A 23,154-nucleotide genomic window follows, 5' to 3' on the forward strand; every position below is an offset into this window, starting at 1 on the left:
TGCTTACACAAATACGGTTTTTAAACGTTATGAACTTAAATGTTATTTAATAACTTCTAAGCCACCCATGTAAGGGCGTAATACTTCTGGTACAACAATCGAGCCGTCAGCTTGCTGGTAGTTCTCTAAGATTGCTACCAATGTACGACCAACCGCTAAACCTGAACCATTTAGTGTATGAAGTAGCTCTGGCTTTTTCTCGCCTTGACGACGGAAACGCGCTTGCATACGACGAGCTTGGAAATCAACCATGTTTGAACATGATGAGATTTCACGATAAGTGTTTTGTGCAGGTAACCATACTTCTAAATCGTAAGTTTTAGCAGCGCCAAAGCCCATATCACCCGTACATAAAATCACTTTACGGTATGGAAGTTCTAATGCTTGTAAGATTTGCTCAGCGTGACCTGTTAGCTCTTCTAGCGCTTGCATTGAATCTTCTGGTTTTACTAGTTGTACTAATTCAACTTTGTCGAATTGGTGCTGACGAATAAGACCACGTGTATCACGGCCATAGCTACCCGCTTCACTACGGAAACAAGGCGTATGCGCTGTTAAACGAATTGGTAAGTCGCTTTCGTCGTAAATTTCGTCACGAGCACTGTTCGTAAGTGGCACTTCTGCTGTAGGAATTAAGCTAAAACCAGGCTGTTGCTGACCGTCGTCATCCACTAAACCTAATGTGTGGAATAAGTCACCAGCAAATTTAGGTAATTGGCTTGTACCGTATAAGCTTGCGCTATTAACAAGGTAAGGCACATACATTTCTGTATAGCCGTTTTTGTCTGTGTGCGTATCAAGCATGAATTGCGTAAGAGCGCGGTGCATACGTGCAACTTGACCACGCATAACAGTAAAGCGTGCACCACTGATTTTAACGCCCATTTCAAAGTCTAGGCCGTTTACATCTTGACCAACATCAACGTGATCTTTTACTTCAAAGTCGTATGACTTAGGCGTACCCCAGGTTGAAATTTCAACGTTTTGGTCTTCGTCTTCACCTACTGGTACTGACTCATCAGGTAGGTTTGGAATAGCAAGTGCAATTTGCTTAAGCTCTTCAAGTACTGCGTCTTGCTCAGCTTTAACGCTGTCTAGTTGATCACCAAGGTTACTTACTGAATCAAGCAGCTGTTGTGCTTTTTCGTGCTCGCCTTTCGCTTTTGCTTGGCCGATAGCTTTGGAACTTGCATTACGCTCGCTTTGAAGTTCTTGCGTTTGTACTTGTAATGTTTTGCGTTTTTCTTCAAGTGCAGTTACCGCTGCAATATCAAGTTCGAAACCGCGAGTTGCTAAACGTGCAGCCGCTTGTTCGATATCTTGACGTAAATATTTAGAATCTAACATGTTTGATTTTTAACCTTTTTGCATTACCAGCTGAAGGCCCAGCCAAGCCATAAATATACACACCACCACGTTTAAGGTGATATTGAGGGCCATTTTAAAAAAGTGACCTTGTTGCAAGAGCAACAACGAATCCATTGAGAATGTTGAAAAGGTGGTCAATGCACCTAAAAAGCCAATACCAATTAAGGTTTTAGCGGGGCTAACAGCGATTATTTCTTTTTCAATCAAGCCGTATAAAATGCCCATTAACAATGAACCAAGAATATTAACTGTCAACGTGCCAAAAGGGAATCCCCTACCGAGCAGTTTTAGCATGGTTTCGCTAAGAAAATAGCGTAAACACGCTCCCGATGCACCACCTAGCGCAATCATCATGTAAAGTTTCAAACTATTCATACCGTTTAATATCACTTTGCTCGTTGCGCTGGCTTAAATAGTCCAGCTTTTGTTTTATTTTTTGTTCAAGCCCACGGTCACTTGGGAAGTAATACTGGCGATCATTAATTGCCTCAGGGAAATACTTTTCACCTGCAGCAAATGCCCCCTCTTCATTGTGTGCATAACGATATTCAGCACCATAACCTAAGTCTTTCATTAAGTTGGTTGGCGCATTACGTAAATGCTCAGGCACCGGATAACTCGGCTCATTTTTAGCATCTTGCAGCGCTTGATTAAACGCCATATACACGGCATTACTTTTCGGGGCACTGGCTAAGTAAATGGTGGCTTGTGCGATAGCACGCTCACCTTCACTTGGGCCAACACGTTGAAAAATATCCCACGCGTTGAGTGCCACTTCCATTGCTCGCGGGTCGGCATTGCCAATATCTTCTGTAGCAATCGCTAATAAGCGCCTTGCAACATAAAGTGGATCGCCGCCACCGGCTAAAATACGGCAGTACCAATATAAGGCGCCATCAGGTGAACTACCTCGTACTGACTTATGGAACGCTGAAATCAAGTCATAAAACTCATCACCGCCTTTGTCGTACTTGGCTAAGTGAGTTGGTAAAACTTGGCTTAACACATGTTGATCAACAAGGTATTTGCCCTGCTGCTCCGTAGTTAAATCAACCGCTTGTTCTAACAGGTTCAGCACTTTACGCGCATCGCCATCACTTGCTTGGCAAAGCGCTTGTTTAGCGTTATCGGCAATGTCTATGTGTTTTTGGCTAAGCTCTACGTCTTCACGTAAAGCACGCTCAATCACGGTAAATAAGTCGGCTTGTTCAAGCGCTTTTAAAACATACACACGAGCACGAGACAGTATCGCGTTATTAAGTGCGAATGATGGGTTTTCGGTGGTTGCGCCTACGAAAATAAAGGTACCATCTTCAATATGCGGTAAAAATGCATCTTGCTGAGATTTATTAAAGCGGTGTACTTCGTCAACAAACAATAAGGTGCGTTGCCCTCGCCCGGCAAGGTTTGCTTTTGCTTCGCTTACTGCCTCACGAATGTCTTTAACACCCGCTGTGACCGCCGACATTTGAATAAGGCTGGCATCGGCATGGTTTGCAATAATTTGCGCTAATGTAGTTTTACCAACGCCTGGCGGCCCCCACAAAATAAGACTGTGGCATCGGCCTGCAAGAATCGCTTGGTAAAGAGGTTTATCGGGGCTTAAAAGGTGCTGCTGACCAATGTAGTCATTAAGTGTTTCAGGTCGCATGCGCGCCGCTAGTGGACGCACATCAGGACCAAAATTAAATCCGAGGTTACTCAAGCCTTAATCACCTTGGCTTTGGTCGTCAACTTCAACGCCCTCAGGAATCGTAAATTCAAAGGTTTGAGCTGCCAGTGCTTCGTTTACCTTGGCATCTTTAAAGGTAAATAAAGACTGCTGACCTGAGGTATCTAATACCGTTAGTGATGAGAGGCCTTGCTCTTTAGCATTAAAGCGAATGTCTAGCTTTTCAACTTGGCTCTCAACGCCTTTGTTTGGCGTGACACTAAAGCCAGCATCGGTTGCCACAACTTGGTATTTAGCCCACTGCTCTGGATCTTTTGAGGTTAACAATACAAACGGTGTTGAATCAATTAGGCTGTGGGTATTCATAATGGTTACTTGTTCAGCAAAGCTGTCGAAGTAATAAGTTTTGTCGCCATTTGATACAAACAAGGTGTCATCTGGGCTTTGTTGTTGCCAGCGGATCATCATAGGCTGTTGAAGGGCAATGTTCCCCTCACCTTGCATGATAGCTTCACCTTGAGAATCGGTCACTTGTTGCGAAAACTGTGCTTTAAAACTTTTAATCGCAGCCAGTTGTTGTTGCAACGCTTCGCTGTCGTCTGCAAAACTTTGACCGCTTAATAAACAACCCATAATTAGGGCTAGGTATTTAATTTTTTTCATTAATTTGCTCCACCATTTGGCACTAAGACTTCGCGAGCACCGTTATGACCCGGTGCGCTAACAATGCCTGATGTTTCCATTTGTTCAACTAAGCGAGCTGCGCGGTTATAACCTACGCGAAGCTTACGCTGCACACTCGATACCGACACTTTGCCGGTTTCAATTACAAATGATACTGCTTCATCGTAAAGCGGATCTGACTCTTCATCACCGTCTTCACTGGTTTCTCCAGGTAGTAAAATTTCTTCTGTGGCATCACCACTTAAAATTTCATCTATATAATTTGGTTTACCACGTTTTTTCCAATCATCTACAACCGCGTGAACTTCGTGGTCGTCGACAAACGCGCCATGTACACGCACTGGCACACTGGTACCCGGCGGTAAGTAAAGCATGTCACCCATACCCAGTAAGTTTTCGGCACCTTGCTGATCTAAAATGGTACGCGAGTCAATTTTACTTGAAACTTGGAACGCCATACGCGTTGGAATATTCGCTTTAATTAAACCTGTAATAACGTCAACCGATGGGCGCTGTGTTGCTAGCACTAAATGAATACCTGCAGCACGAGCTTTTTGTGCAATACGAGCAATCAGCTCTTCCACTTTTTTACCCACGATCATCATCATGTCGGCAAATTCGTCTATCACCACCACAATACTTGGCAATTTACCAAGCTCTTCAGGGCCATCGGCCATGCCATCTGTGTCTTTAAAAAGTGGGTCTAAAATAGGGTGACCCGCTTCTTTCGCATCAAGCACTTTTTGGTTGTAACCTTTTAAGTTACGCACCCCAAGCGCCGACATTAGCTTATAACGACGTTCCATTTCGCCTACACACCAACGTAAAGCGTTGGCTGCTTCTTTCATGTCGGTAACAACTTCACATAATAAATGTGGGATGCCTTCGTACACCGAAAGTTCAAGCATTTTCGGGTCAATCATGATCATACGAACATCATCAGGGCCCGATTTGTACAGTAAGCTTAATATCATTACATTAACGCCCACTGACTTACCTGAACCTGTGGTACCTGCAACGAGTAAATGCGGCATTTTGCCAAGGTCAGCACATACTGGCTCACCAGCAATGTCTTTGCCTAACACCATGGTGAGTGGTGATGGGTTTGATTCAAATTTAGGTGCGTTAATAACTTCACTTAGACGCACGATTTCACGGTGTTTGTTAGGTAGCTCTAAACCAACATAGGTTTTACCCGGAATAACCTCTACAACACGAACACTCACAGCAGACAGTGAACGCGCTAAATCTTTCGCTAGGCCAGTGATTTTGGCTACTTTGATACCCGGCGCTAAATCAAGCTCAAAGCGAGTTACAACCGGACCTGGATAAACACCCACAACCGCAGCTTGAATATTAAAATCAAGTAGTTTGGTTTCAACTAAACGTGAGATACCATCGAGCTCTTCTTGTGATAATGGATTTTTCGCTTTATCTGGGCGATCGAGTAAATCTAGCGATGGTAATGGGTTTGTAGGCGGTTGCTCATCTAGTAAGGCTTCAAACTTTTCTTTTGCCGTTGGCGGTGGCTGGTACGCAGGTTTTGCCTTTGGCATTGGGCGCGCAGGCGATACAACCGTTGTTACAGGTTTTTCTGGCTCAACGACTGGGCTTTGATCAAGCGCATTAAGTGCCGATACAGTATCGAATGATTCGTCATCAAGCGCACTAAAGCCAATTTCTTGGTCAAGAATATCGTCAAGCTCATCAAAACCTTCAAATTCATCATCACTACTGCTTGGCTGTTTTTTCTGTGTTTGTGATGGCTTTGTTGCTGGCTCGTCTATGTCATTGAAACCTATAGCTGGGTTGCTATCTTGCTGTTCAAAGTTAGCGTCTGGCTCGGCTGACGTTGGTTTAACCGCTTCTCTTTCGCGATTTAACCATGCAGAAAACTGCGCGCGTAAGAAGTAGAATATTTTCATCACCCACTTACCAACAAAGTCAACAAACTGAACCCAAGAAACTCCTGTTAGTAGCGTTAGGCCGGCAAAAAAGAAACACAACAATAAAATAGAGGTGCCAGTGAAATTAAAAGTAGGCATCATGGCTGTGGCAATCACATCACCTACTACCCCGCCCGATGAAAAATTATATATGTCATCAAAATTGATGCTACTAATTGCCGTGGCTGAGGTAATGAATAACGCAAAGCCAATGACTCTTAGAGCAAGCGTGGTGTAGTCAAGCTGTAAAATACGATGAGGTTGTTTAAACAGTAAATAGCCAAACAGCTGAATGGCTACTGGCACAAGATAAGCTAGCCAGCCAAAACTAAGCAAAAGGATATCCGCAATCCATGCACCTGCGGTGCCGGTAATATTCTTAACATTAACAAATTCACCGGTTTGCGACCAAGAAGGATCGGCTGGATCAAAACTGATTAATGCACATAAAATAAATACTGCTGCAAAGGTACTAATAATTAGCCCCGTTTCTAACAGTCTTTGAACACCATTTAGGCGCATAGCTCCCTATTCCTTATTATTCTTTACTCATCGATTAGCAGTGAAATACCTTAGCAGGAAATGCCGTTTGATGCACTTTATCTTAACCTTGATGGACTGATAATGAACAAGTTTTTGTTACTCAATGTGTATTTTAACAGTTTAGGCAATATATGGGCGAATAATGACCCCTTGCTCACCTTTTACTTCTTCCATTACCACATAGGTTCGGCTTTCACTGACATTAGGAAGTTTTAGTAGAATATCCCCTAAAACATTTCGATATTCCGACATGTCGTTTACCCGCGTTTTTAATAGAAAGTCGAAATTACCTGATACTAAATGGCATTCAATAATTTCATCGTGCTTTTTAACTGCAGCGTTAAATTCTTCAAATACATCGGGTGATGTTTTAGTGATAGTCACTTCCACATAAACCGACAATCCTTGCCCGAGTTTTGCTGGATCTACCACGGCTTTATAACCGAGTATGTACCCTTCCCTTTCGAGCTTTTTTACCCGCTCTAAACAGGGTGTTGCACTTAGGCCTACACGCCTTGCCAGCTCTACGTTAGAGATCCGACCATCGAGCTGTAATTCCATTAAAATTTTACGGTCAATTCGGTCGAGTAATTGGTGCATAAGACAAACCAGAGTTTTAAACTGTTAAAATTAATTTTTTAGATTATATCACTAGAATACAACTTAAAAAAGGTGAGACACACTGGCATGTCATGAATATAATAGTCAAAAATTTTATCCCGTTCTATTAAGGCGAAAAACTATGATTATTGGTGTACCTAAAGAAATTAAAAACCATGAATACCGTGTAGGTATGGTTCCTGCGAGTGTTCGTGAACTAGTAAACCATGGCCACCAAGTGTTTGTTGAAACTGATGCAGGTATGGGCATTGGCTTCACTAACGAAGATTATGTTGCAGCTGGTGCTGAAATTTTACCAACCGCTGCTGACGTTTTTGCTAAAGCTGAAATGATCGTTAAAGTAAAAGAGCCTCAAGCTGTTGAGCGTGCAATGTTACGCGAAGACCAAATTCTATTTACTTACCTTCACTTAGCACCGGATCTTCCACAAACTGAAGACCTAGTTAAAAGCGGCGCAATCTGTATCGCTTACGAAACTGTAACTGACGCTCGTGGCGGTTTACCTCTTCTTGCTCCTATGAGTGAAGTTGCTGGTCGTATGTCTATCCAAGCTGGTGCACAAGCGCTTGAAAAATCAAACCACGGCCGTGGTATGTTATTGGGTGGTGTACCTGGTGTTGAGCCAGCTAAAGTTGTTGTTATCGGTGGCGGCATGGTTGGTCGTAGCGCAGCGCAAATGGCAGTTGGCCTAGGTGCTGATGTTGTTGTTCTTGACCGTAACATCGACGTATTACGTGCATTAGACGCACAGTTCGGTAACAAAGTTAAAGCTATTTACTCTACTGCTGATGCGTTAGAAAAACACGTACTAGAAGCTGACCTTGTGATCGGTGGCGTACTAATCCCAGGTGCAGCAGCGCCTAAACTAGTGACAGCTGAGCACATCAAAGCAATGAAGCCTGGTTCTGCTATCGTTGACGTTGCGATCGACCAAGGTGGTTGTATCGCTACTTCTAAAGCAACAACTCACGCAGATCCTACTTACATCGTTGATGACGTTGTTCACTACTGTGTTGCTAACATGCCAGGTGCTGTACCACGTACTTCTACGTTTGCACTTAACAACGCAACATTACCGTATATCATCAACCTTGCTAACAAAGGCTATAAGAAAGCGCTTCTTGATGATGCACATTTCTTAAAAGGCTTAAACGTGATCAAAGGCCAAGTTACTTATAAAGAAGTAGCAGAAGCTTTCAACATGGAATATGTTGACCCGCGTACAGCAGTTGAAAATGCTTAATTAGCATTGTGAAACAAAAAAAGCAGCGAATCGCTGCTTTTTTTATGCCTGTTTGCAAATAAATCTGTTTATCTGCAAACAATGATATTGCTGATTAACGACGCTTAGTTTGTTTAGCGCGTTGATTGTGCTTTTTAACCGCCTTACGGATTTGGTTAATTTTAGCACGCTTGTCTTTACGTTTTTCAGGAATAGCCGACAACTTAGTTTGTGTTTCTCGACCTAACTGTACTGTTTTACGTAAATAGTTAACGGTATCTAAATCAAGCTCAGCCCAACCACCTTGTGGTAAACGCTTATCAAGCTCTAACTTACCGTAGCGAATACGAATAAGACGAGAAACTTCTACATCTTGCGATTGCCATAAACGACGTACTTCGCGGTTACGTCCCTCAGTCAACGTAACATTAAACCAACGATTGATACCTTCACCACCAAGCGGTTTAATATTTAAAAATTTTGCTGGACCATCTTCAAGTTCAACACCTTTGGTTAATGTTCGTAAAGTCTCGTTTGTTACTTCCCCAAACACTCGCGCTGAGTATTCACGCTCAACTTCGTAACTTGGGTGCATTAAACGGTTAGCAAGTTCACCATCGTTAGTAAAAAGCATTAAACCTGCAGTGTTGATATCTAATCGACCCACCGCAATCCAACGTTCGCCATCAACGCGTGGTAAACGGTCAAATACGGTACGACGACCTTCTGGGTCTTTACGTGTACATAATTCACCTTCGGGTTTGTTGTACATAAGCACACGACAAATACGCTCAGCTTTGTCTTCAATTTTCACAACGTGACCATCAACACGGATTACATCGCTTGCCTCTACACGGTCACCTAAACGGGCAACTTTACCGTTAACACTTACGCGGTTGGCATCAATGTATTTTTCCATTTCACGACGTGAACCCACACCAGCACGGGCTAATACTTTTTGTAACTTTTCAGTTTCTAAATTACTCATTCAGATAGTTCTCTCACAGAAGGATCGCTCAATAACTGGTTGATTTTACTTTCCTGAAGCTCAGGCAGTGGTGGTAATTCATCTAAACCAGCTAATGAAAAATAGTCTAAGAAAGCAGCAGTGGTGGCGTACAAAGCAGGACGCCCCGGCACTTCTTTGTGGCCAACAACTCTTATCCACTCTCTTTCTAATAATGTTTTAATTATCCCTGAGCCAACTGTAACCCCCCGTACTTGTTCAATCTCACCACGGGTTATGGGTTGTCTATAGGCAATCAAGGATAAAGTTTCTAATAGTGCTCTTGAGTATTTCGGTGCTCGCTCTTGCCATAAGTTTGCAAGCCAAGGTGCTAAACTTGCACATGCTTGAAACCGATAACCGCTGCCAACGGCAACAAGCTTAATGCCTCGAGTTTGATAATGCGTTTGAATTTGGTCAATTGCATTATTTATGCGTGGCATAGATACGCTTAAATCAGCTAATACTGTCTCTTTTAAATGACGCTTAGACACGGGCTTTCCGGCAACAAAAATCGCGGCTTCTATGATTTCGACTAATTGTTCGTCACTGATACGTTTTGCGGCCATTGCTACTAAAGGTCATTTTTACTCACTAACGCTCTATTATGACAGAAGTCGACCAAGGTTGGAAAAATTATTATAAAAAAGCCAGCGTAAAACACTGGCTTTTGGGGTATTTAATAGCTGCTTTATAAAATTAGCTCTTGTTAAGCATCTCTAACGCATCGTCTTCGGCAACTTCACTGCCATATTTATTAATGTAACTAATAAACTCATTGCGGCTTACACGCTTATCTTTGTTGCTATCCATATAGCCAAAGTGATTTGCAATGTCGTCGTCATCCGCTTCTTCAATAGAAATATAGCCATTTTTATCGTTATCTAACGATTTAAAGTCATTTTCGATTGGGTCAAATTTAGCGATTTCAGCTTTAAATGCTGATTCAGATACCTCACTATCAGTTGCCACCTTACCTGTATTTAACTGCATGTAAGCATTAAATTCAGTACGGCTGATTTGCTCATCCATATTGGTATCGATATTTGAAAAGTGCTCCCAAATAGCACCGTCGTCAGCTTCTACTTTAGAGATATAACCGTCGTTGTCATTATCTAGGCTGCCAAAATCGCTGTCGATTTTTGCTAAAGAGTTACTCGCAGAACAGGCTGATAGGCTTAATGCTGCTAAAATTGTTGATGCTAAAGTTAACTTTTTCATAAGACATTTCCTTGTAGTCGATTAGATTCACTTCGACTGTTACAAGTTGAATGCCAAAATGCCTTATTGGCTAAAATCAAGCACTTACAACCTAGTTAAGTTAAGGTTAAGCCTATAATTTAGCAAGCTTTTCATTAATTACTGTAATTTTTTCATAAAAAAAGCGCTCTAAAGAGCGCTTTTTCAATCTAACTATAATGTTGCTATTAGATAGCTGCGTTTTGGTAACGCTTAACGAAATCTGTTACTGCTTCGCCATTACATTTTAAAGTATTTAAGTTACCAATTTTTTCACGCACAGGTGTTAAACCTTTTTTAAGTGCAGTGATACAAAGTTGAGTCTCTTTTTGCTCATTTTTAGCAAACACTTCAACAGCTGCCTTTGTTGCAGCTTCTTGTGATTGTGCTTTTTTAGCAATTTCACGGATGTCAGTACCGTTACATAAAATGCTCTTTGAAAAACGTGACATTGAAATGCCATGCTTTGCTGCTTCTTTACGTGCAGCGGTAAACCCTTCGTTCGCACTTAAGCTACATAACTTTGATTCAATACGGTTATCAGCTGAAAAGTAGTGCGGGTTGCTTGCTAATGAGCCAAATGAGATACATGCAAGAGAAAGCATCACTAATTGTTTTTTCATGGTTTACCTTTAAATAGTACATAATATGAACGGGTGATTTGCGCGCATTATATAACCAAAAATAAGTAGATCAACTGAATTATTTATTTAATTTAATTATTAATACTGAGTTAACAATGTTTTTAAAATAAGCAGCAATTGTTCAACATTTATTCAATTTGATTTTCGTAATTTGCTCATGAATAAGCCCTATTTTGATGGTAGAATTGCGCTAAACGAATAAACAAAAATTCAGATAGGTAATCCATGAAGGTAATCTCATTTAACATTAACGGCCTGCGCGCCCGTTTACACCAGTTGCAAGCGGTGATTGATAAACATCAACCAGATATCATTGGCTTACAAGAAATCAAAGTGCATGATGAAGCCTTCCCGCTTGAGGATGTACAAAAAATGGGTTATCACGTTTATTTCCATGGTCAAAAAGCGCATTACGGCGTGGCAATGCTATGTAAGCAAGAACCTAAATCGGTTGTAAAAGGTTTTGCAACCGATACAGATGAATCACAGCGTCGAATGATCAGCGTAACAGTGACCCAAGAAAATGGTCGCGATCTTACTGTAATGAATGGCTATTTCCCACAAGGCGATAATATTGCCCATGAAACCAAGTTCCCATATAAGCGTCAATTCTATAAAGATCTAATGACCCACTTAGAAGATAATCACACACCAGAGCAAGATGTTATTGTGATGGGCGACATTAATATTTCACCAACCGATCTCGACATTGGTATTGGAGAGCCTAACCGTAAGCGCTGGTTAAAAACGGGTAAATGTTCTTTTCAACCAGAAGAGCGTGAATGGTTAAGCACGTTATTAAACTGGGGCTTTAAAGATACCTTCCGTGAACTATACCCAGAAAAAACCGAACAATATTCGTGGTTTGATTACCGCTCAAAAGGTTTTGATGACAATCGCGGTTTACGTATTGATGTGATTTTAGCAACCCCAGCGCTTGCTGAGCGTTGTGTTGATTCAGGTATCGATTACGAATTACGTGGTATCGAAAAACCATCTGATCATGCGCCAATTTGGTCAACATTTAACGCATGATAGAGACGATGCAATGGCAGCTCCCTTTGTGGAGCTGTGTGGCTTTAGTACTTTGGCTAAGCTTTGATAAGCAAAGCGCATCCCAATTATTGGCAACACCAATAAGACAAGTGGGTGTGCTCGCGTGTGCTTTAGTACTTGCAATATTATGGCGCATTAAAGCGGGAATATTGCCGGGCCTCGAATTGCATATATTAGGGGTCACCGCAGTGACCCTGATTTTAGGTTGGCGACTAGCTATTTTTGCAAGCAGCCTTGCAAGTCTACTGCTGGTGTTAGTCGCTCAGTTACCACTGCCCTTATTACCTGTGCATTTACTATTTACGGCATTTATACCTATCACGCTGAGTTACTTGTGTTTTGTACTTTGCTATAGCTATTTACCAAGACACTTTTTTATTTATATCTTTTTATGCGCATTTCTAACCGCGGCTGTTATCGCTTGTATCAAAATACTTACCAGTGGTGTGTTTTATTACTTATTGGGTGATTACAGTTTTATTGAGATTTCAGAAAACTATCTCATTCTATGTGCCATAATTTGGTTTCCTGAAGCAATGCTCAATGGCATGGCTATTACCTTGTTGATCACCTATCGCCCGCACTGGGTTAAAACCTTTTATGATAAGGACTATTTAGACTCATGAGTCTTCACTATCACTGCCCGCTTTGCAAACTTGAACTTACGCTAACCGATAAAACTTACCGCTGTGACAACAACCATAGTTTTGATATCGCCAAAGAGGGTTATGTCAATTTACTACCCGTGCAAAATAAAAAGTCGAAACAACCGGGTGATAACCTTGAAATGGTGCAAGCACGCCGAGCTTTTTTAAGTGCGGGGCACTACCTTTTTTTACAGCAAGCTTTAGCTGAGTTAGTGGCATCACTGAAACCAAATACAGTAATTGATTTAGGATGTGGCGAAGGCTTTTATACCCAAGCAATAGCAGCGCAATCGAGTGCCGAAGTATATGGTGTTGATATTTCGAAGCCGGCGGTAAAATACGCGGCTAAGCGTTATGAAAATGCAAACTTTAGTGTTGCCTCGATTAGTCAAGCCCCTTTTGCTGACGCATCTGCCGATGTGCTTGTCAGTGTGTTTGCCCCCTTATTTGCACAAGAACTTGCTCGACTTGCCAAATCGCAAGGCAGTCTAATTGTTGCAAGCCCAGGACCTTGGCATCTTAAAGAATTAAAAGCGTTTATTTATGCGGATGTAAAACCACATACAGAGATAGAGCCACCAGCAGGATTTAGTAAAGAGTCAATAAACTTACTAGAGCAACAGGTGCTATTGCCTATTGATGAGATTAAACATTTAATTATGATGACACCGTTTGCTTGGAAGTTTCGCCCAGAGCATTGGCAGCAGATAGAGCAACAAGGCCCACAAAAAGTAACGTTATCGTTTTATGTGAGCCAGTTTATTCGTGATTAAAAGTGTTCTTTTGTGAACGCTTTATCCATCTTTTCGAACATATCTTTTAAAAGTTGAGCTAAATCTGTGTAGCATGGTTTTTCAGTTGTGAGTTGTGACTGATAGCCATGTGCCTTCATTTTACTATGCAGCTCGGTATACCAACTTAACATAGCTGGTTCTAAACGGGTTTGAGCGCGACGACCTAACCACAGCAAGCCTTGAAAAGGTAACGACAGAAAAAATAAAGCGATAGTAATAGCTTGAGGGAAGTAATCACTACCTAAATAGTTTACTTGCATGAACACTGTGAACATAGCCAGAATAGGCATGACTGTGATCGCCAAGTCAGTGGCTTTGATCACTCTGAATTCAGCAAACATTGGAGCTAGCTCTTGTCGCATTGGCCATTTTTTCGCGTACTGACGACCTGTTTGCACTTGTGACATGACACCTTTTTGCATCATCACTCCTCGGGTTTTCATACTGTTTCACAACTGAGTGTAACACACTCCCGGATACAATCCCTGCAAAACCTGTCCTCGTTTTTATAACAATTTATGTCAATGACACTAACGTTAATAGTCTAAATGAGATAAAATGTTATCGGCTTAAGTCAACGAGACTTTAGTATAATTACAGCCCACCTTTGTTAAGTGTAGCAACAAAATACTTATTTACTATACTGGCAAAGAATTCTAATTATCAAGCCTTAATATACACTGACTGATATCGTACTTTTAGGACCTAGCTATGCCAACGCCCCTTTACCCACCACACCATGTTTTAGTACTGAACTGTGGTAGTTCAAGTTTAAAATTTGCCATTTTAGATGCCACCACTTCTGACGAAGTTATTTCAGGTTTAGCTGAGCGCCTTGGCTCAGACACGCCTTCAATCAAATATAAATATAATGGTGAAAAAAAGCTGATTGAACTTGCTAAAGGTCAAGCCCACGATGCGGCGATTGCTGAATTAGTTAAGCTAGTCAATAACTTAGGTCTTGCAAATAATTTAATCGCTGTAGGTCATCGTGTTGTGCACGGTGGCGAGCATTTCACTGAATCTGTACTTATCGACGATGATGTACTTGCAGCTATTGAAAAAACAGCGGCACTTGCACCACTTCATAACCCAGCAAACTTATTGGGTATTTGCACTGCAAAGCAAGCGTTCTCAGCGCTGCCACAAATTGCCGTGTTTGATACTGCGTTTCACCAAACCATGCCAAATATTGCTTACTTATATGCTTTGCCTTACTCGCTTTATAAAGAGCATGGCGTAAGACGCTATGGTTTTCATGGTACCAGTCATTACTACGTTGCTGGTGAAGCAGCAAAATTATTAGGCAAAGTGCGCGAGCAAACTAATGTGATCAGTGCACATTTAGGTAATGGTTGCTCAGTGTGTGCGATTAAAGATGGCAAGAGCGTAGATACCAGTATGGGTCTTACGCCGCTTGAAGGCTTAGTGATGGGTACTCGCAGTGGTAGCATCGATCCGGGTTTATTCACTTTCTTAACGCAGCAACTTAATTACACTGCTCAAGAAATTGATGATTTACTCAATAAGCAAAGTGGCTTGCTAGGTATTAGTGAATTATCAAATGACTGCCGCACTATCGAAGAAGCCGCCGTTGAAGGCCACCCGCAAGCAAACCTTGCACTCGATATCTTCTGTTACCGCTTAGCTAAACAAATAGCTGCTTTTTTAGTTCCTCTACAACGTTTAGATGCACTTATTTTTACCGGCGGTATCGGTGAAAACTCAGATATTATTCGTGACAAAGTCATCACTCAATTAGGCTTTTTAGGCCTTGAGTGTGATGAAGATGCAAACTTAGCGGCACGTTTTGGTAAAGAAGGTCTAATTTCAAAAGGCCAAGCGCATGCGAAAGCGTTTGTGATCCCAACCAACGAAGAATGGGTTATTGCAAACGATGCAGCCCGTATTGCACAGGAGGCTTAAGTAAATGGCACATAGAATTATGTTGATCCCTATTTCAACGGGGGTTGGTTTAACGTCTGTTTCTGTTGGTTTAGTCCGCGCGCTTGAGCAAAAAGCGCTAAAGGTAAACTTTTTTAAGCCAATCGCACAGCCTCGTTCTGGCGATACAGGCCCAGAAAAGTCAACGCAAATTGTCACCCATGGCTCGCCAATTAATCCACCTACACCATTTGAGCTGAGCTATGCAGAGCAAATGATTGGTGATGGTAAAGGCGACGACTTACTAGAAGAAATCGTAGAGCGCTTTGAAAGCACTATTAAAGAAGACGAAATTGCGATTATCGAAGGTATGGTGCCAACACGTCGTCAGCCTTATGCTGGCCGTGTAAACCGCGAAATCGCGCAAACACTGGGTGCTGATATTGTTTTTGTATTAACACCAAGCAACGATAGCAATGACCAAATTGAAGACCGTTTAGAAATCGCCTCTGGCAACTATGGCGGTGTTAACCACCCTCGCGTGCTAGGTTGTATTTTCAACAAAGTAAATGCTCCTTTAGATGACGAAGGTCGCGCACGTGCAGACCTTGTTGAGGCCCATGAGCCTGAGCAACTTGAAAACGAATTAAACCGTTTAGCATCACTGCCGATTTTCAGAAAGCACCCATTTAAGTTATTAGGTTCAATTCCGTGGGATTTCGACCTAGTAGCGCCGCGTGTGCGCGATTTATGTGAATACTTAAAAGCCGAAGTCATTAACGAAGGCGACATGGCTCACCGTCGTTTACGTCGTGTCACTTTCTGTGCGCGAACGGTTTCAAACATTTTAAGCCACTTTACCCCGGGTGCATTACTGGTAACACCAGGCGATCGCTCTGATGTATTAGTTGCGGCTTGTTTATCGGCCATGAATGGCACCAAACTTGGGGCGATTTTATTAACCGGTGGCTTTAAGCCTGAAGATCGCATTATGAAATTGTGCGAGCAAGCCATGGACACAGGCCTGCCAATTCTTGCAACAGAGGAAGATACTTGGCGCACGTCACTCTTGCTGCACAACTTCAATATGGAAGTACCATGTGATGATGACCAACGTATCGATAAGGTGAAAGATCATAACGCCAGCCATATCGACTCTGATTGGTTAGACAGCCTTGCGAAAAGTGTTGGCCGTACTCGTAAAATGTCACCGCCTGCGTTTCGTTTCTTACTAACGGACAAAGCTCGTCAAGCGAATAAAACCGTAGTTTTACCTGAAGGTAATGAGCCGCGTACGATTAAAGCTGCGGCAATTTGTGGCCAACGTGGTATTGCTAAAACAATCCTGCTTGGTGACAAAGAAGAGATTTTACGTATTGCAGAGCAACAAGGTGTAGAGCTCAACGATAACGTTACAATTATTGAACCGAGTGATGTAATTAACGATTACGTTGCGCCGATGGTCGAAATTCGTAAAAACAAAGGCTTAACTGAAGTTATTGCCCAAGAGCAACTACTCGACAATGTGGTACTTGGTACCATGATGCTTGAGCAAGGTAAAGTTGATGGCTTAGTTTCGGGCGCTGTTAACACCACTGCAAACACCATTCGCCCACCGTTACAGTTAATTAAAACTGCACCGGGCTCGTCGTTAGTCTCATCGGTATTCTTTATGCTGTTACCTGATCAAGTACTGGTTTATGGTGACTGTGCAATTAACCCAGACCCAACCGCAGAGCAGCTAGCCGATATTGCAATTCAATCAGCAGACTCAGCCGCCGCGTTTGGTATTGAGCCTCGTGTTGCAATGATCAGCTACAGTACGGGTACTTCGGGTTCAGGTGCTGACGTAGAAAAAGTGCGTGAAGCCACTAAGCTTGCCCAGCAAAAGCGCCCTGATTTAGTGATTGATGGCCCACTTCAGTACGACGCTGCAATTATGGAAAACGTTGCGATTAAGAAAGCTCCTGGCAGCCCTGTAGCAGGTAAAGCGACGGTGTTCGTATTCCCAGATTTAAATACCGGTAATACAACCTATAAAGCCGTGCAACGTAGTGCTGACTTAATTAGTATTGGCCCAATGCTGCAAGGTATGCGTAAGCCAGTAAATGACTTGAGCCGTGGTGCATTAGTAGACGATATTGTTTACACCATTGCCCTTACGGCGATTCAAGCTAAGCAAGTTGAAAGCTTAGAAAATTAACCCTTCAAAAATTAGGCTAATTTATAAATTCTTTATAAATTAGCCTATTACCTTCTTTATACTGAGCTATTCCCATATTTATCCACAGAATCTGTGGACAATATTTAAAGGCTAAACTGAGCAAATCCCCAGCAATCAAAATTATTGCGCTTTATCTTAACTTTGTTTACCTATACTATAAATTCAAAGGCTTCAAAGATAGGATCACAGATGTCAAAACAAACGTTACAACTTCATAGTGAAGAACTTACCATTCATAGTTTAGATGTTGATGCAACGATTGATCCTGCCCTACTCCAACAAGCTATTTTCTTTATTGCTAAAACCGCCGATGAGCTATCAATTGTATGCCCAAGTACCTTTGCAATAGACAGTTTAGATCAAGAAACTGATTGGCTAGCACTTGAAGTGATTGGCCCTCTTGGCTTTTCTTTAACGGGTATTATGGCGAACATTTCTGGTGTGCTTGCTAAAGCGTCAATTTCGATTTTTGCTTTATCAACGTACGATACCGATTATGTCTTGGTGAAAAAGCAAAGCATGGCAAAAGCCATTACAGCACTTCGAAAAGACGGTTACCATGTGATAGGTGACGTTAAATAAGCCATGAGTATCGACGTTCAATATTTGCCTGAGCGCAGCCTAAGAAAAGCGCGTTGTATGGCAATCAAAAGCCCTTTTACAGGTCGTGTTAAAAGTATGGCTGAACACCCAGAGCCTTTTTTTAGGTATGCCACCGTTGGTCCTGGGATTTGTGTAGAACTAACGAGCCACAATATTATTGCCCCTTTCGATGGCACACTATTACAAGTTAAAAATGCAGGAAAAGAATATATTTTACAGGCCAAAAATGGTTTGAAAATATTATTAAATTTATCGTTTTCATCTATAGAAGAGCATATTAGCCACACCAACATTGCTAAGCTAAATGGCAGTAAAATTAGCCAAGGTGAGCGATTAGCCTATTTTGACCTACGCGAGCTAAGCAGCCCTATGCTAGGCACAGTTTGCGTGCTCAACAGCCATAATCTTGGCCCCCTTTATTATTCACTATCTCAGGTCATTGCTGGGGTAGATACTTTACTCACTGTAACTAAAAAGTAGAATTTATGACTATCATGTATGGTATCAGCAATTGCGATACAATTAAAAAAGCGAAAAAATATTTATCTGATAATAATCAAGAGTTTACTTTCCATGATTACCGTAAAGACGGCATCAGTGCAGAGCTAGTTAATGAATTTGCAGCGCATATTGATTGGCAAGATTTAGTTAATAAACGCGGCACAACTTATCGCCAGTTATCTGATGAACAAAAACAAAATCTCGATAAAGAATCAGCATTAGCATTATTAGTTGAGCAACCTGCGATGATCAAGCGCCCGGTACTTGTGCATAATGGCCAATACCACTTAGGTTTTAAAGCAGCTCAATACGATGAGATTTTTGCCTAATGACTCACGCTGTTATTGAACTTGCTCAAGCACTTATCCAGCGTGAATCAGTGACCCCTGAAGATGCTGGTTGCCAAGCGTTAATGAACGAGCGCCTTGAAAAACTTGGCTTTAATATTGAATCACTGTTTTTCACCGATACGCTAAATACCTGGGCTCGTAAGGGAGATGCGTCACCGCATTTTTGTTTTGCTGGTCACACAGATGTTGTACCAACAGGTCCTGAAAAAAATTGGCAGCACCCGCCTTTTTCGGCACTGGTAAAAGACGGCATGCTACACGGACGCGGTGCAGCCGATATGAAAGGCTCCTTAGCAGCTATGGTTGTTGCCACTGAGCGCTTTATTGCAAAACACCCAGATCATAAAGGGTCTATTTCATTTTTAATTACATCAGATGAAGAAGGCCCGTTTATCAACGGGACAACCCGTGTTATCGATACCCTTGAAGCCCGTGGTGAGAAGATTGATTTATGCTTAGTTGGCGAACCATCGTCGCGAGATAAACTGGGTGATGTAGTAAAAAATGGTCGTCGCGGCTCATTAACAGGCTTTTTAACCGTTAAAGGTGTACAAGGTCACGTTGCTTATCCACATTTAGCACAAAACCCAATTCACTTAGCTGCACCGGCGTTAACTGAACTTAGCCAAACCGAGTGGGATCAGGGTAACGAGTTTTTCCCTGCAACAAGCTTTCAAGTTTCAAATATAAATGGTGGCACCGGAGCTGGCAATGTGATCCCAGGCGAGCTCGACATTCAATTCAACTTTCGCTTTAGTACCGAAGTAACCTATCAACAGCTACAACAAAGAGTTGTTGATATTGTTGAAAAACATAACCTTGATTATGAACTAAGTTGGATTGTTAATGGACTACCGTTTTTAACCGATCACGGTCCGTTAGTTGATGCTACGGTACACGCTATTAAGCAGGTAACCGGACGCGACACAGCGCTTGAAACCACCGGTGGTACATCTGATGGCCGTTTTATTGCGCAAACAGGTGCCAAAGTTATTGAGCTGGGCCCTCGTAATGAAACCATTCATAAAGTAAACGAATGTGTTAGCACAGATGATTTAATTCAGCTTGCAGATATTTATGAAATCATTTTAGAGCAACTGCTTACATGAACCAAACCGAGCTTAAACAATGCGCCACAGGGTTAAGTAGCTCACATTTAGTTGGGCTACAAAACCACCGCTTGCATGGTGATATTGTCGATGACTTTTTAGCCCTTCAACAAGGCGCGAAAGAAGCAGGTATTGATTTGGCGATAGCCTCAAGCTTTCGCGATTTTCAGCGTCAAAGTGCTATTTGGAATGCTAAATTTCAGGGTCTTCGCCCAGTTTATACTCTTGAGCAAAAAACGGTAGACTTACAACGTTTAACTGATACTGAAAAGTGTCACGCGATTATGCTTTACTCTGCACTACCGGGGGCAAGCAGGCATCACTTTGGTACCGACCTCGACATCTACGATACCCGCCCTATTGACGATGATTATCAACTGCAATTAACACCTGATGAGTATTCGACCACAGGACCATTTACTAAGCTTGCTGTATGGCTTGATAATAACCTTGAAAAGTATGGTTTTTATCGCCCCTACCAAGAATATAAAGGCGGGGTTGCCCCTGAGCCTTGGCATATTAGCCATATCAGAGCTTCAGCAAAGATGATGCAGTATTTGTCAGTTGAAACATTACAGCAATGTATTGAACAAAGTGAGCTTAGCGGCAAACAAGCGATGTTAGCTGAACTTAACACGCTTTATGAGCGCTACGTATTAAATATCAATGACCCTAAATCTAAAGACTGCGCTTTTTAGCCATTAAAAACACCAAAACAGCGCCAAGAATTAAGGCGCTGGCTATTATTAAACGCGTTGTCAGTTGCTCATCTAAAAATAGCACCCCCGCTATTGTAGCAAGCACTGGGACTGTTAGTTGTACCACACCCGCTTGGCTACTTTTTAGTTTTGGTAGTGCAACATACCAAATACTGTAACCGACTCCTGATGCAAGTGCTCCTGAGGCTATAGCTAAGCAAATCCCTGTGGCTGAGACTGCTTGCCAATCTAAAGCAGCTACAAGGACTAAAATCGGCACAAGTATTAAACTTCTTAAAAAGTTAAAACTAGTTGCTTGCAGCGGTGATCTGCATGATTTTCCACGAATGCTGTAAATTCCCCACGCTACGCCACTTATTGCCATAAGCATAGCGGGTAAAAAAGAGGGCACTGTTGCAGAGGGCAACATTAAATAAATAAAGCCAGCAAAGGCTACAAACAACGCCCCCCACTGCACTTTACTAAGCGGCTCTTTGTTAAAAACACTGTGGCCTATCATAGTCAGTTGCACCGCAGAAAATAAAATAAGTGCGCCCGTGCCGGTATTTAACTCAACGTAGGCAACTGAAAAGCAGAGCGCGTAAACAAATAAACTAAGCGCACTAATATTGTTACCTTTATCGGTTAAAGGCTTAGCTCTTTGCGATTTTAATTGCCACTGCAACAGTATAAGCAGCATCAATGCCCCACTTACCAAGCGTAAGGCAGTGAAACTTAATGGGTCGATATCACCACTTTGTAATGCCATACGACACAGCAAGGAGTTAGCTGCAAACGCACACAGTGCAATTAAAGTATAGAGTACAGTACTTAACAAATGTGGTGTTCCTTTAACATTAAAAAACACTAGACCAGTAAGTTGTCTATTAACTTACGATTTTTTACATAATTTATCATAGAAGGTTAAGCCGCGTATGCTAATCTGAGTACATTGTTTAAAAGGAGTGTTCAGTGCATCGACGTTTATTTATTGGCGCTGTTTTACTGTTATCAGGCTGCAGTACCATAGGTATTACTGATCTATTCCAAGATTATGCGACGCAGCTAAGACCTGTGCGCCAAGCTGTATCTCAAAATAATATAGAAAATGCGCAGCAATTGTTGCCGAGCAATAGCCGTGGCCACAGTAACTATTTATTGAATCAGCTTGAAACTGCTCGTCTTGAATTTTTAGCGAAACAGAATTCTCAGGCCAATGAGACCTTTGAAACTGTTTATCAAAACATGGAAAAAAAGCGTCAAGCAGCCAAAATACAACTAAGCACAAGTCTTGAACAAACAAATTCATTATTAACAAATGATTCAGTGATTGGTTATGAGCCTGCAGCCTATGAAATGACCATGTTACATAGTTACAAAGCACTGAGCTACGTATTTGATAACCAACTTGAATCAGCATTAGTTGAAGTTAGACGCGCAAATAAAGTGCAAGAAGATGCATTAAAAGACAACCAAGCTGTACTTGATGAACAAGCAGAAAATGCAGCTGAGGGTTATCCCGATATGGCCGAGTTAATTGGCAATGTTAAAAATGGTTTTCAAAATGCCTTTACGTTCTATTTGTCGGGCCTGCTTTATGAGGCGGATAAACAGTTTGATGATGCCTATATCGACTATAAAAAAGCGCTCGAAATAAATAGCGATAATAGCTACCTACAACAAACTGTTTTACGACTTGCTAAAAAACAAGGCTTTGAGCAAGACTTTGAAGAATTTAGTAAACGCTTTGGTGAACTTAAGCAGCATAAGCCAAACACAGGCCAAGTAATTGTAATTGCAGAGCAAGGTTTAATACCAGCAAGACAAGAGTTTCAATTACGCTTGCCTATTTATTCGTCCCGTGGAGATGCGCGTTTTTATAGTATCGCTATGCCTGTATACCGCGGCGCACCTTATGCAAATAACGACAAGAACATTACATTGGATGGCGACAACTTCATCCTTAAACCAATCGTTAGGCTCGAGGCACTAGCAGCGAAAACACTTAAAGATCAAAGTACAGGAAGAATTACCAGACAAGTAATGCGCTTGGTTGCAAAAGAAAAGATGCGTGCTGAACTGGCAAGAAGCGGCGGCGATGTGGGTAATATTTTAGCCAATATATATAACATGGCCTCTGAACAAGCAGATACAAGAAGTTGGCTTACCTTACCAAGTCAATTAAGTATTGCCCAAAATACCATGACAACTGGTGAACATGTTTTATCTGTACCAGGTCGTGGCGAAATAAACTTTTCGGTTAGTAAGCAAGGGTTAACCTTAATTTTCCTAACCTCTATTAATAGCTACTATGACACACATGTCGTTCAACTTTAGGAGCAA

The 23,154-nt window shown here is 41.9% G+C and carries 24 protein-coding genes; 12 read left to right on the forward strand and 12 right to left on the reverse strand.

All coding sequences use genetic code 11. The features are described 5' to 3' along the window. Positions 1-42: 42 nt before the first annotated feature. The 6 genes from serS to lrp all read right to left on the reverse strand — a co-directional run bounded on the left by serS (position 43) and on the right by lrp (position 6,813). The gene (gene serS / locus L1267_RS07500) at positions 43-1,347 is read right to left on the reverse strand and encodes a serine--tRNA ligase (RefSeq protein WP_105174304.1); all 1,305 of its coding nucleotides are present in this window, start codon (positions 1,345-1,347) and stop codon (positions 43-45) included. A gap of 9 nt (positions 1,348-1,356) precedes the next feature. Continuing rightward, positions 1,357-1,743, reverse strand: a complete 387-nt coding sequence (crcB, locus tag L1267_RS07505; RefSeq protein WP_074989576.1) for a fluoride efflux transporter CrcB — start codon at positions 1,741-1,743, stop codon at positions 1,357-1,359. Then, on the reverse strand, positions 1,736-3,073 hold the full coding sequence (locus L1267_RS07510) for a replication-associated recombination protein A (RefSeq protein ID WP_235382488.1): 1,338 nt from the start codon (positions 3,071-3,073) through the stop codon (positions 1,736-1,738). The genes crcB and L1267_RS07510 overlap by 8 nt, the downstream gene beginning before the upstream one ends. Positions 3,074-3,076: 3 nt before the next feature. After that, complete coding sequence (lolA, locus tag L1267_RS07515) at positions 3,077-3,703, reverse strand: outer membrane lipoprotein chaperone LolA (protein ID WP_235382489.1); 627 nt, start codon at positions 3,701-3,703, stop codon at positions 3,077-3,079. Next, on the reverse strand, positions 3,703-6,192 hold the full coding sequence (locus tag L1267_RS07520) for a DNA translocase FtsK (protein ID WP_235382490.1): 2,490 nt from the start codon (positions 6,190-6,192) through the stop codon (positions 3,703-3,705). Before L1267_RS07520 ends, lolA begins: the two co-directional genes overlap by 1 nt. A gap of 141 nt (positions 6,193-6,333) precedes the next feature. Further along, complete coding sequence (gene lrp, locus L1267_RS07525; protein WP_063704651.1) at positions 6,334-6,813, reverse strand: leucine-responsive transcriptional regulator Lrp; 480 nt, start codon at positions 6,811-6,813, stop codon at positions 6,334-6,336. A 142-nt stretch (positions 6,814-6,955) separates the two neighbouring features. On the opposite strand from lrp, the gene ald reads away from it, so the two are divergent. After that, the gene (ald, locus tag L1267_RS07530) at positions 6,956-8,077 is read left to right on the forward strand and encodes an alanine dehydrogenase (protein ID WP_135925100.1); all 1,122 of its coding nucleotides are present in this window, start codon (positions 6,956-6,958) and stop codon (positions 8,075-8,077) included. A 94-nt stretch (positions 8,078-8,171) separates the two neighbouring features. Here ald and rluB read toward each other — a convergent pair whose 3' ends face one another. The 4 genes from rluB to L1267_RS07550 form a co-directional block, all read right to left on the reverse strand. Beyond that, positions 8,172-9,044 carry a 23S rRNA pseudouridine(2605) synthase RluB gene (rluB, locus tag L1267_RS07535; RefSeq protein WP_235382491.1) on the reverse strand — a complete coding sequence of 291 codons (873 nt, stop codon included), beginning with the start codon at positions 9,042-9,044 and terminating at the stop codon, positions 8,172-8,174. Then, the gene (gene scpB / locus L1267_RS07540) at positions 9,041-9,631 is read right to left on the reverse strand and encodes an SMC-Scp complex subunit ScpB (protein WP_135925105.1); all 591 of its coding nucleotides are present in this window, start codon (positions 9,629-9,631) and stop codon (positions 9,041-9,043) included. The genes rluB and scpB overlap by 4 nt, the downstream gene beginning before the upstream one ends. 130 nt (positions 9,632-9,761) lie before the next feature. Then, positions 9,762-10,283 (reverse strand): EF-hand domain-containing protein, encoded by a 522-nt coding sequence (locus L1267_RS07545; protein ID WP_235382492.1) that lies wholly within the window; start codon positions 10,281-10,283, stop codon positions 9,762-9,764. 206 nt (positions 10,284-10,489) lie between these two features. Further along, entirely contained in the window at positions 10,490-10,924 is a 435-nt protein-coding gene (locus L1267_RS07550; RefSeq protein WP_135925109.1) for an exonuclease III, read from the reverse strand. A 246-nt stretch (positions 10,925-11,170) separates the two neighbouring features. Here L1267_RS07550 and xthA point away from each other — a divergent pair, with 246 nt between their 5' ends. The 3 genes from xthA to L1267_RS07565 are packed head-to-tail and all read left to right on the forward strand — an operon-like array spanning position 11,171 to position 13,421. Beyond that, complete coding sequence (gene xthA / locus L1267_RS07555; RefSeq protein ID WP_235382493.1) at positions 11,171-11,980, forward strand: exodeoxyribonuclease III; 810 nt, start codon at positions 11,171-11,173, stop codon at positions 11,978-11,980. Beyond that, on the forward strand, positions 11,977-12,627 hold the full coding sequence (locus L1267_RS07560) for an energy-coupling factor ABC transporter permease (RefSeq protein ID WP_135925113.1): 651 nt from the start codon (positions 11,977-11,979) through the stop codon (positions 12,625-12,627). Before xthA ends, L1267_RS07560 begins: the two co-directional genes overlap by 4 nt. Then, positions 12,624-13,421: a putative RNA methyltransferase gene (locus L1267_RS07565; protein ID WP_235382494.1), complete on the forward strand. Its 798-nt coding sequence runs from the start codon at positions 12,624-12,626 to the stop codon at positions 13,419-13,421. Before L1267_RS07560 ends, L1267_RS07565 begins: the two co-directional genes overlap by 4 nt. On the opposite strand, the gene yfbV is transcribed toward L1267_RS07565, so the two are convergent. After that, positions 13,418-13,864: a terminus macrodomain insulation protein YfbV gene (gene yfbV, locus L1267_RS07570; RefSeq protein WP_138557370.1), complete on the reverse strand. Its 447-nt coding sequence runs from the start codon at positions 13,862-13,864 to the stop codon at positions 13,418-13,420. The two genes, L1267_RS07565 and yfbV, sit on opposite strands and share 4 nt — an antisense overlap. A gap of 289 nt (positions 13,865-14,153) precedes the next feature. On the opposite strand from yfbV, the gene L1267_RS07575 reads away from it, so the two are divergent. From L1267_RS07575 to L1267_RS07605, 7 genes are all read left to right on the forward strand, one after another. Continuing rightward, positions 14,154-15,368, forward strand: coding sequence for an acetate kinase (locus L1267_RS07575; protein ID WP_235382495.1), 1,215 nt, complete (start codon positions 14,154-14,156; stop codon positions 15,366-15,368). 4 nt (positions 15,369-15,372) lie between these two features. Further along, positions 15,373-17,529: a phosphate acetyltransferase gene (gene pta / locus L1267_RS07580; RefSeq protein WP_135925130.1), complete on the forward strand. Its 2,157-nt coding sequence runs from the start codon at positions 15,373-15,375 to the stop codon at positions 17,527-17,529. 210 nt (positions 17,530-17,739) lie between these two features. Further along, a complete protein-coding gene (locus tag L1267_RS07585) occupies positions 17,740-18,132 on the forward strand; it encodes an ACT domain-containing protein (RefSeq protein ID WP_135925133.1) in 393 nt (130 codons plus the stop codon). A gap of 3 nt (positions 18,133-18,135) precedes the next feature. Beyond that, a complete protein-coding gene (locus L1267_RS07590; RefSeq protein ID WP_138557368.1) occupies positions 18,136-18,633 on the forward strand; it encodes a PTS glucose transporter subunit IIA in 498 nt (165 codons plus the stop codon). Between the two features lie 5 nt (positions 18,634-18,638). After that, the gene (locus L1267_RS07595) at positions 18,639-18,983 is read left to right on the forward strand and encodes an ArsC family reductase (protein WP_199526709.1); all 345 of its coding nucleotides are present in this window, start codon (positions 18,639-18,641) and stop codon (positions 18,981-18,983) included. Then, positions 18,983-20,113 carry a succinyl-diaminopimelate desuccinylase gene (gene dapE, locus L1267_RS07600; RefSeq protein ID WP_235382496.1) on the forward strand — a complete coding sequence of 377 codons (1,131 nt, stop codon included), beginning with the start codon at positions 18,983-18,985 and terminating at the stop codon, positions 20,111-20,113. The genes L1267_RS07595 and dapE overlap by 1 nt, the downstream gene beginning before the upstream one ends. Then, a complete protein-coding gene (locus tag L1267_RS07605; RefSeq protein ID WP_235382497.1) occupies positions 20,110-20,811 on the forward strand; it encodes a M15 family metallopeptidase in 702 nt (233 codons plus the stop codon). The genes dapE and L1267_RS07605 overlap by 4 nt, the downstream gene beginning before the upstream one ends. Here the strand turns inward: L1267_RS07605 and L1267_RS07610 are convergent. Further along, positions 20,792-21,649, reverse strand: a complete 858-nt coding sequence (locus tag L1267_RS07610; RefSeq protein ID WP_235382498.1) for a DMT family transporter — start codon at positions 21,647-21,649, stop codon at positions 20,792-20,794. The genes L1267_RS07605 and L1267_RS07610 overlap by 20 nt on opposite strands. 134 nt (positions 21,650-21,783) lie before the next feature. On the opposite strand from L1267_RS07610, the gene L1267_RS07615 reads away from it, so the two are divergent. Continuing rightward, complete coding sequence (locus tag L1267_RS07615) at positions 21,784-23,148, forward strand: COG3014 family protein (RefSeq protein WP_138557365.1); 1,365 nt, start codon at positions 21,784-21,786, stop codon at positions 23,146-23,148. Positions 23,149-23,154 lie beyond the last annotated feature (6 nt).

Source organism: Pseudoalteromonas sp. OFAV1, from assembly GCF_021532595.1.
Lineage (GTDB): Bacteria > Pseudomonadota > Gammaproteobacteria > Enterobacterales > Alteromonadaceae > Pseudoalteromonas > Pseudoalteromonas lipolytica_C.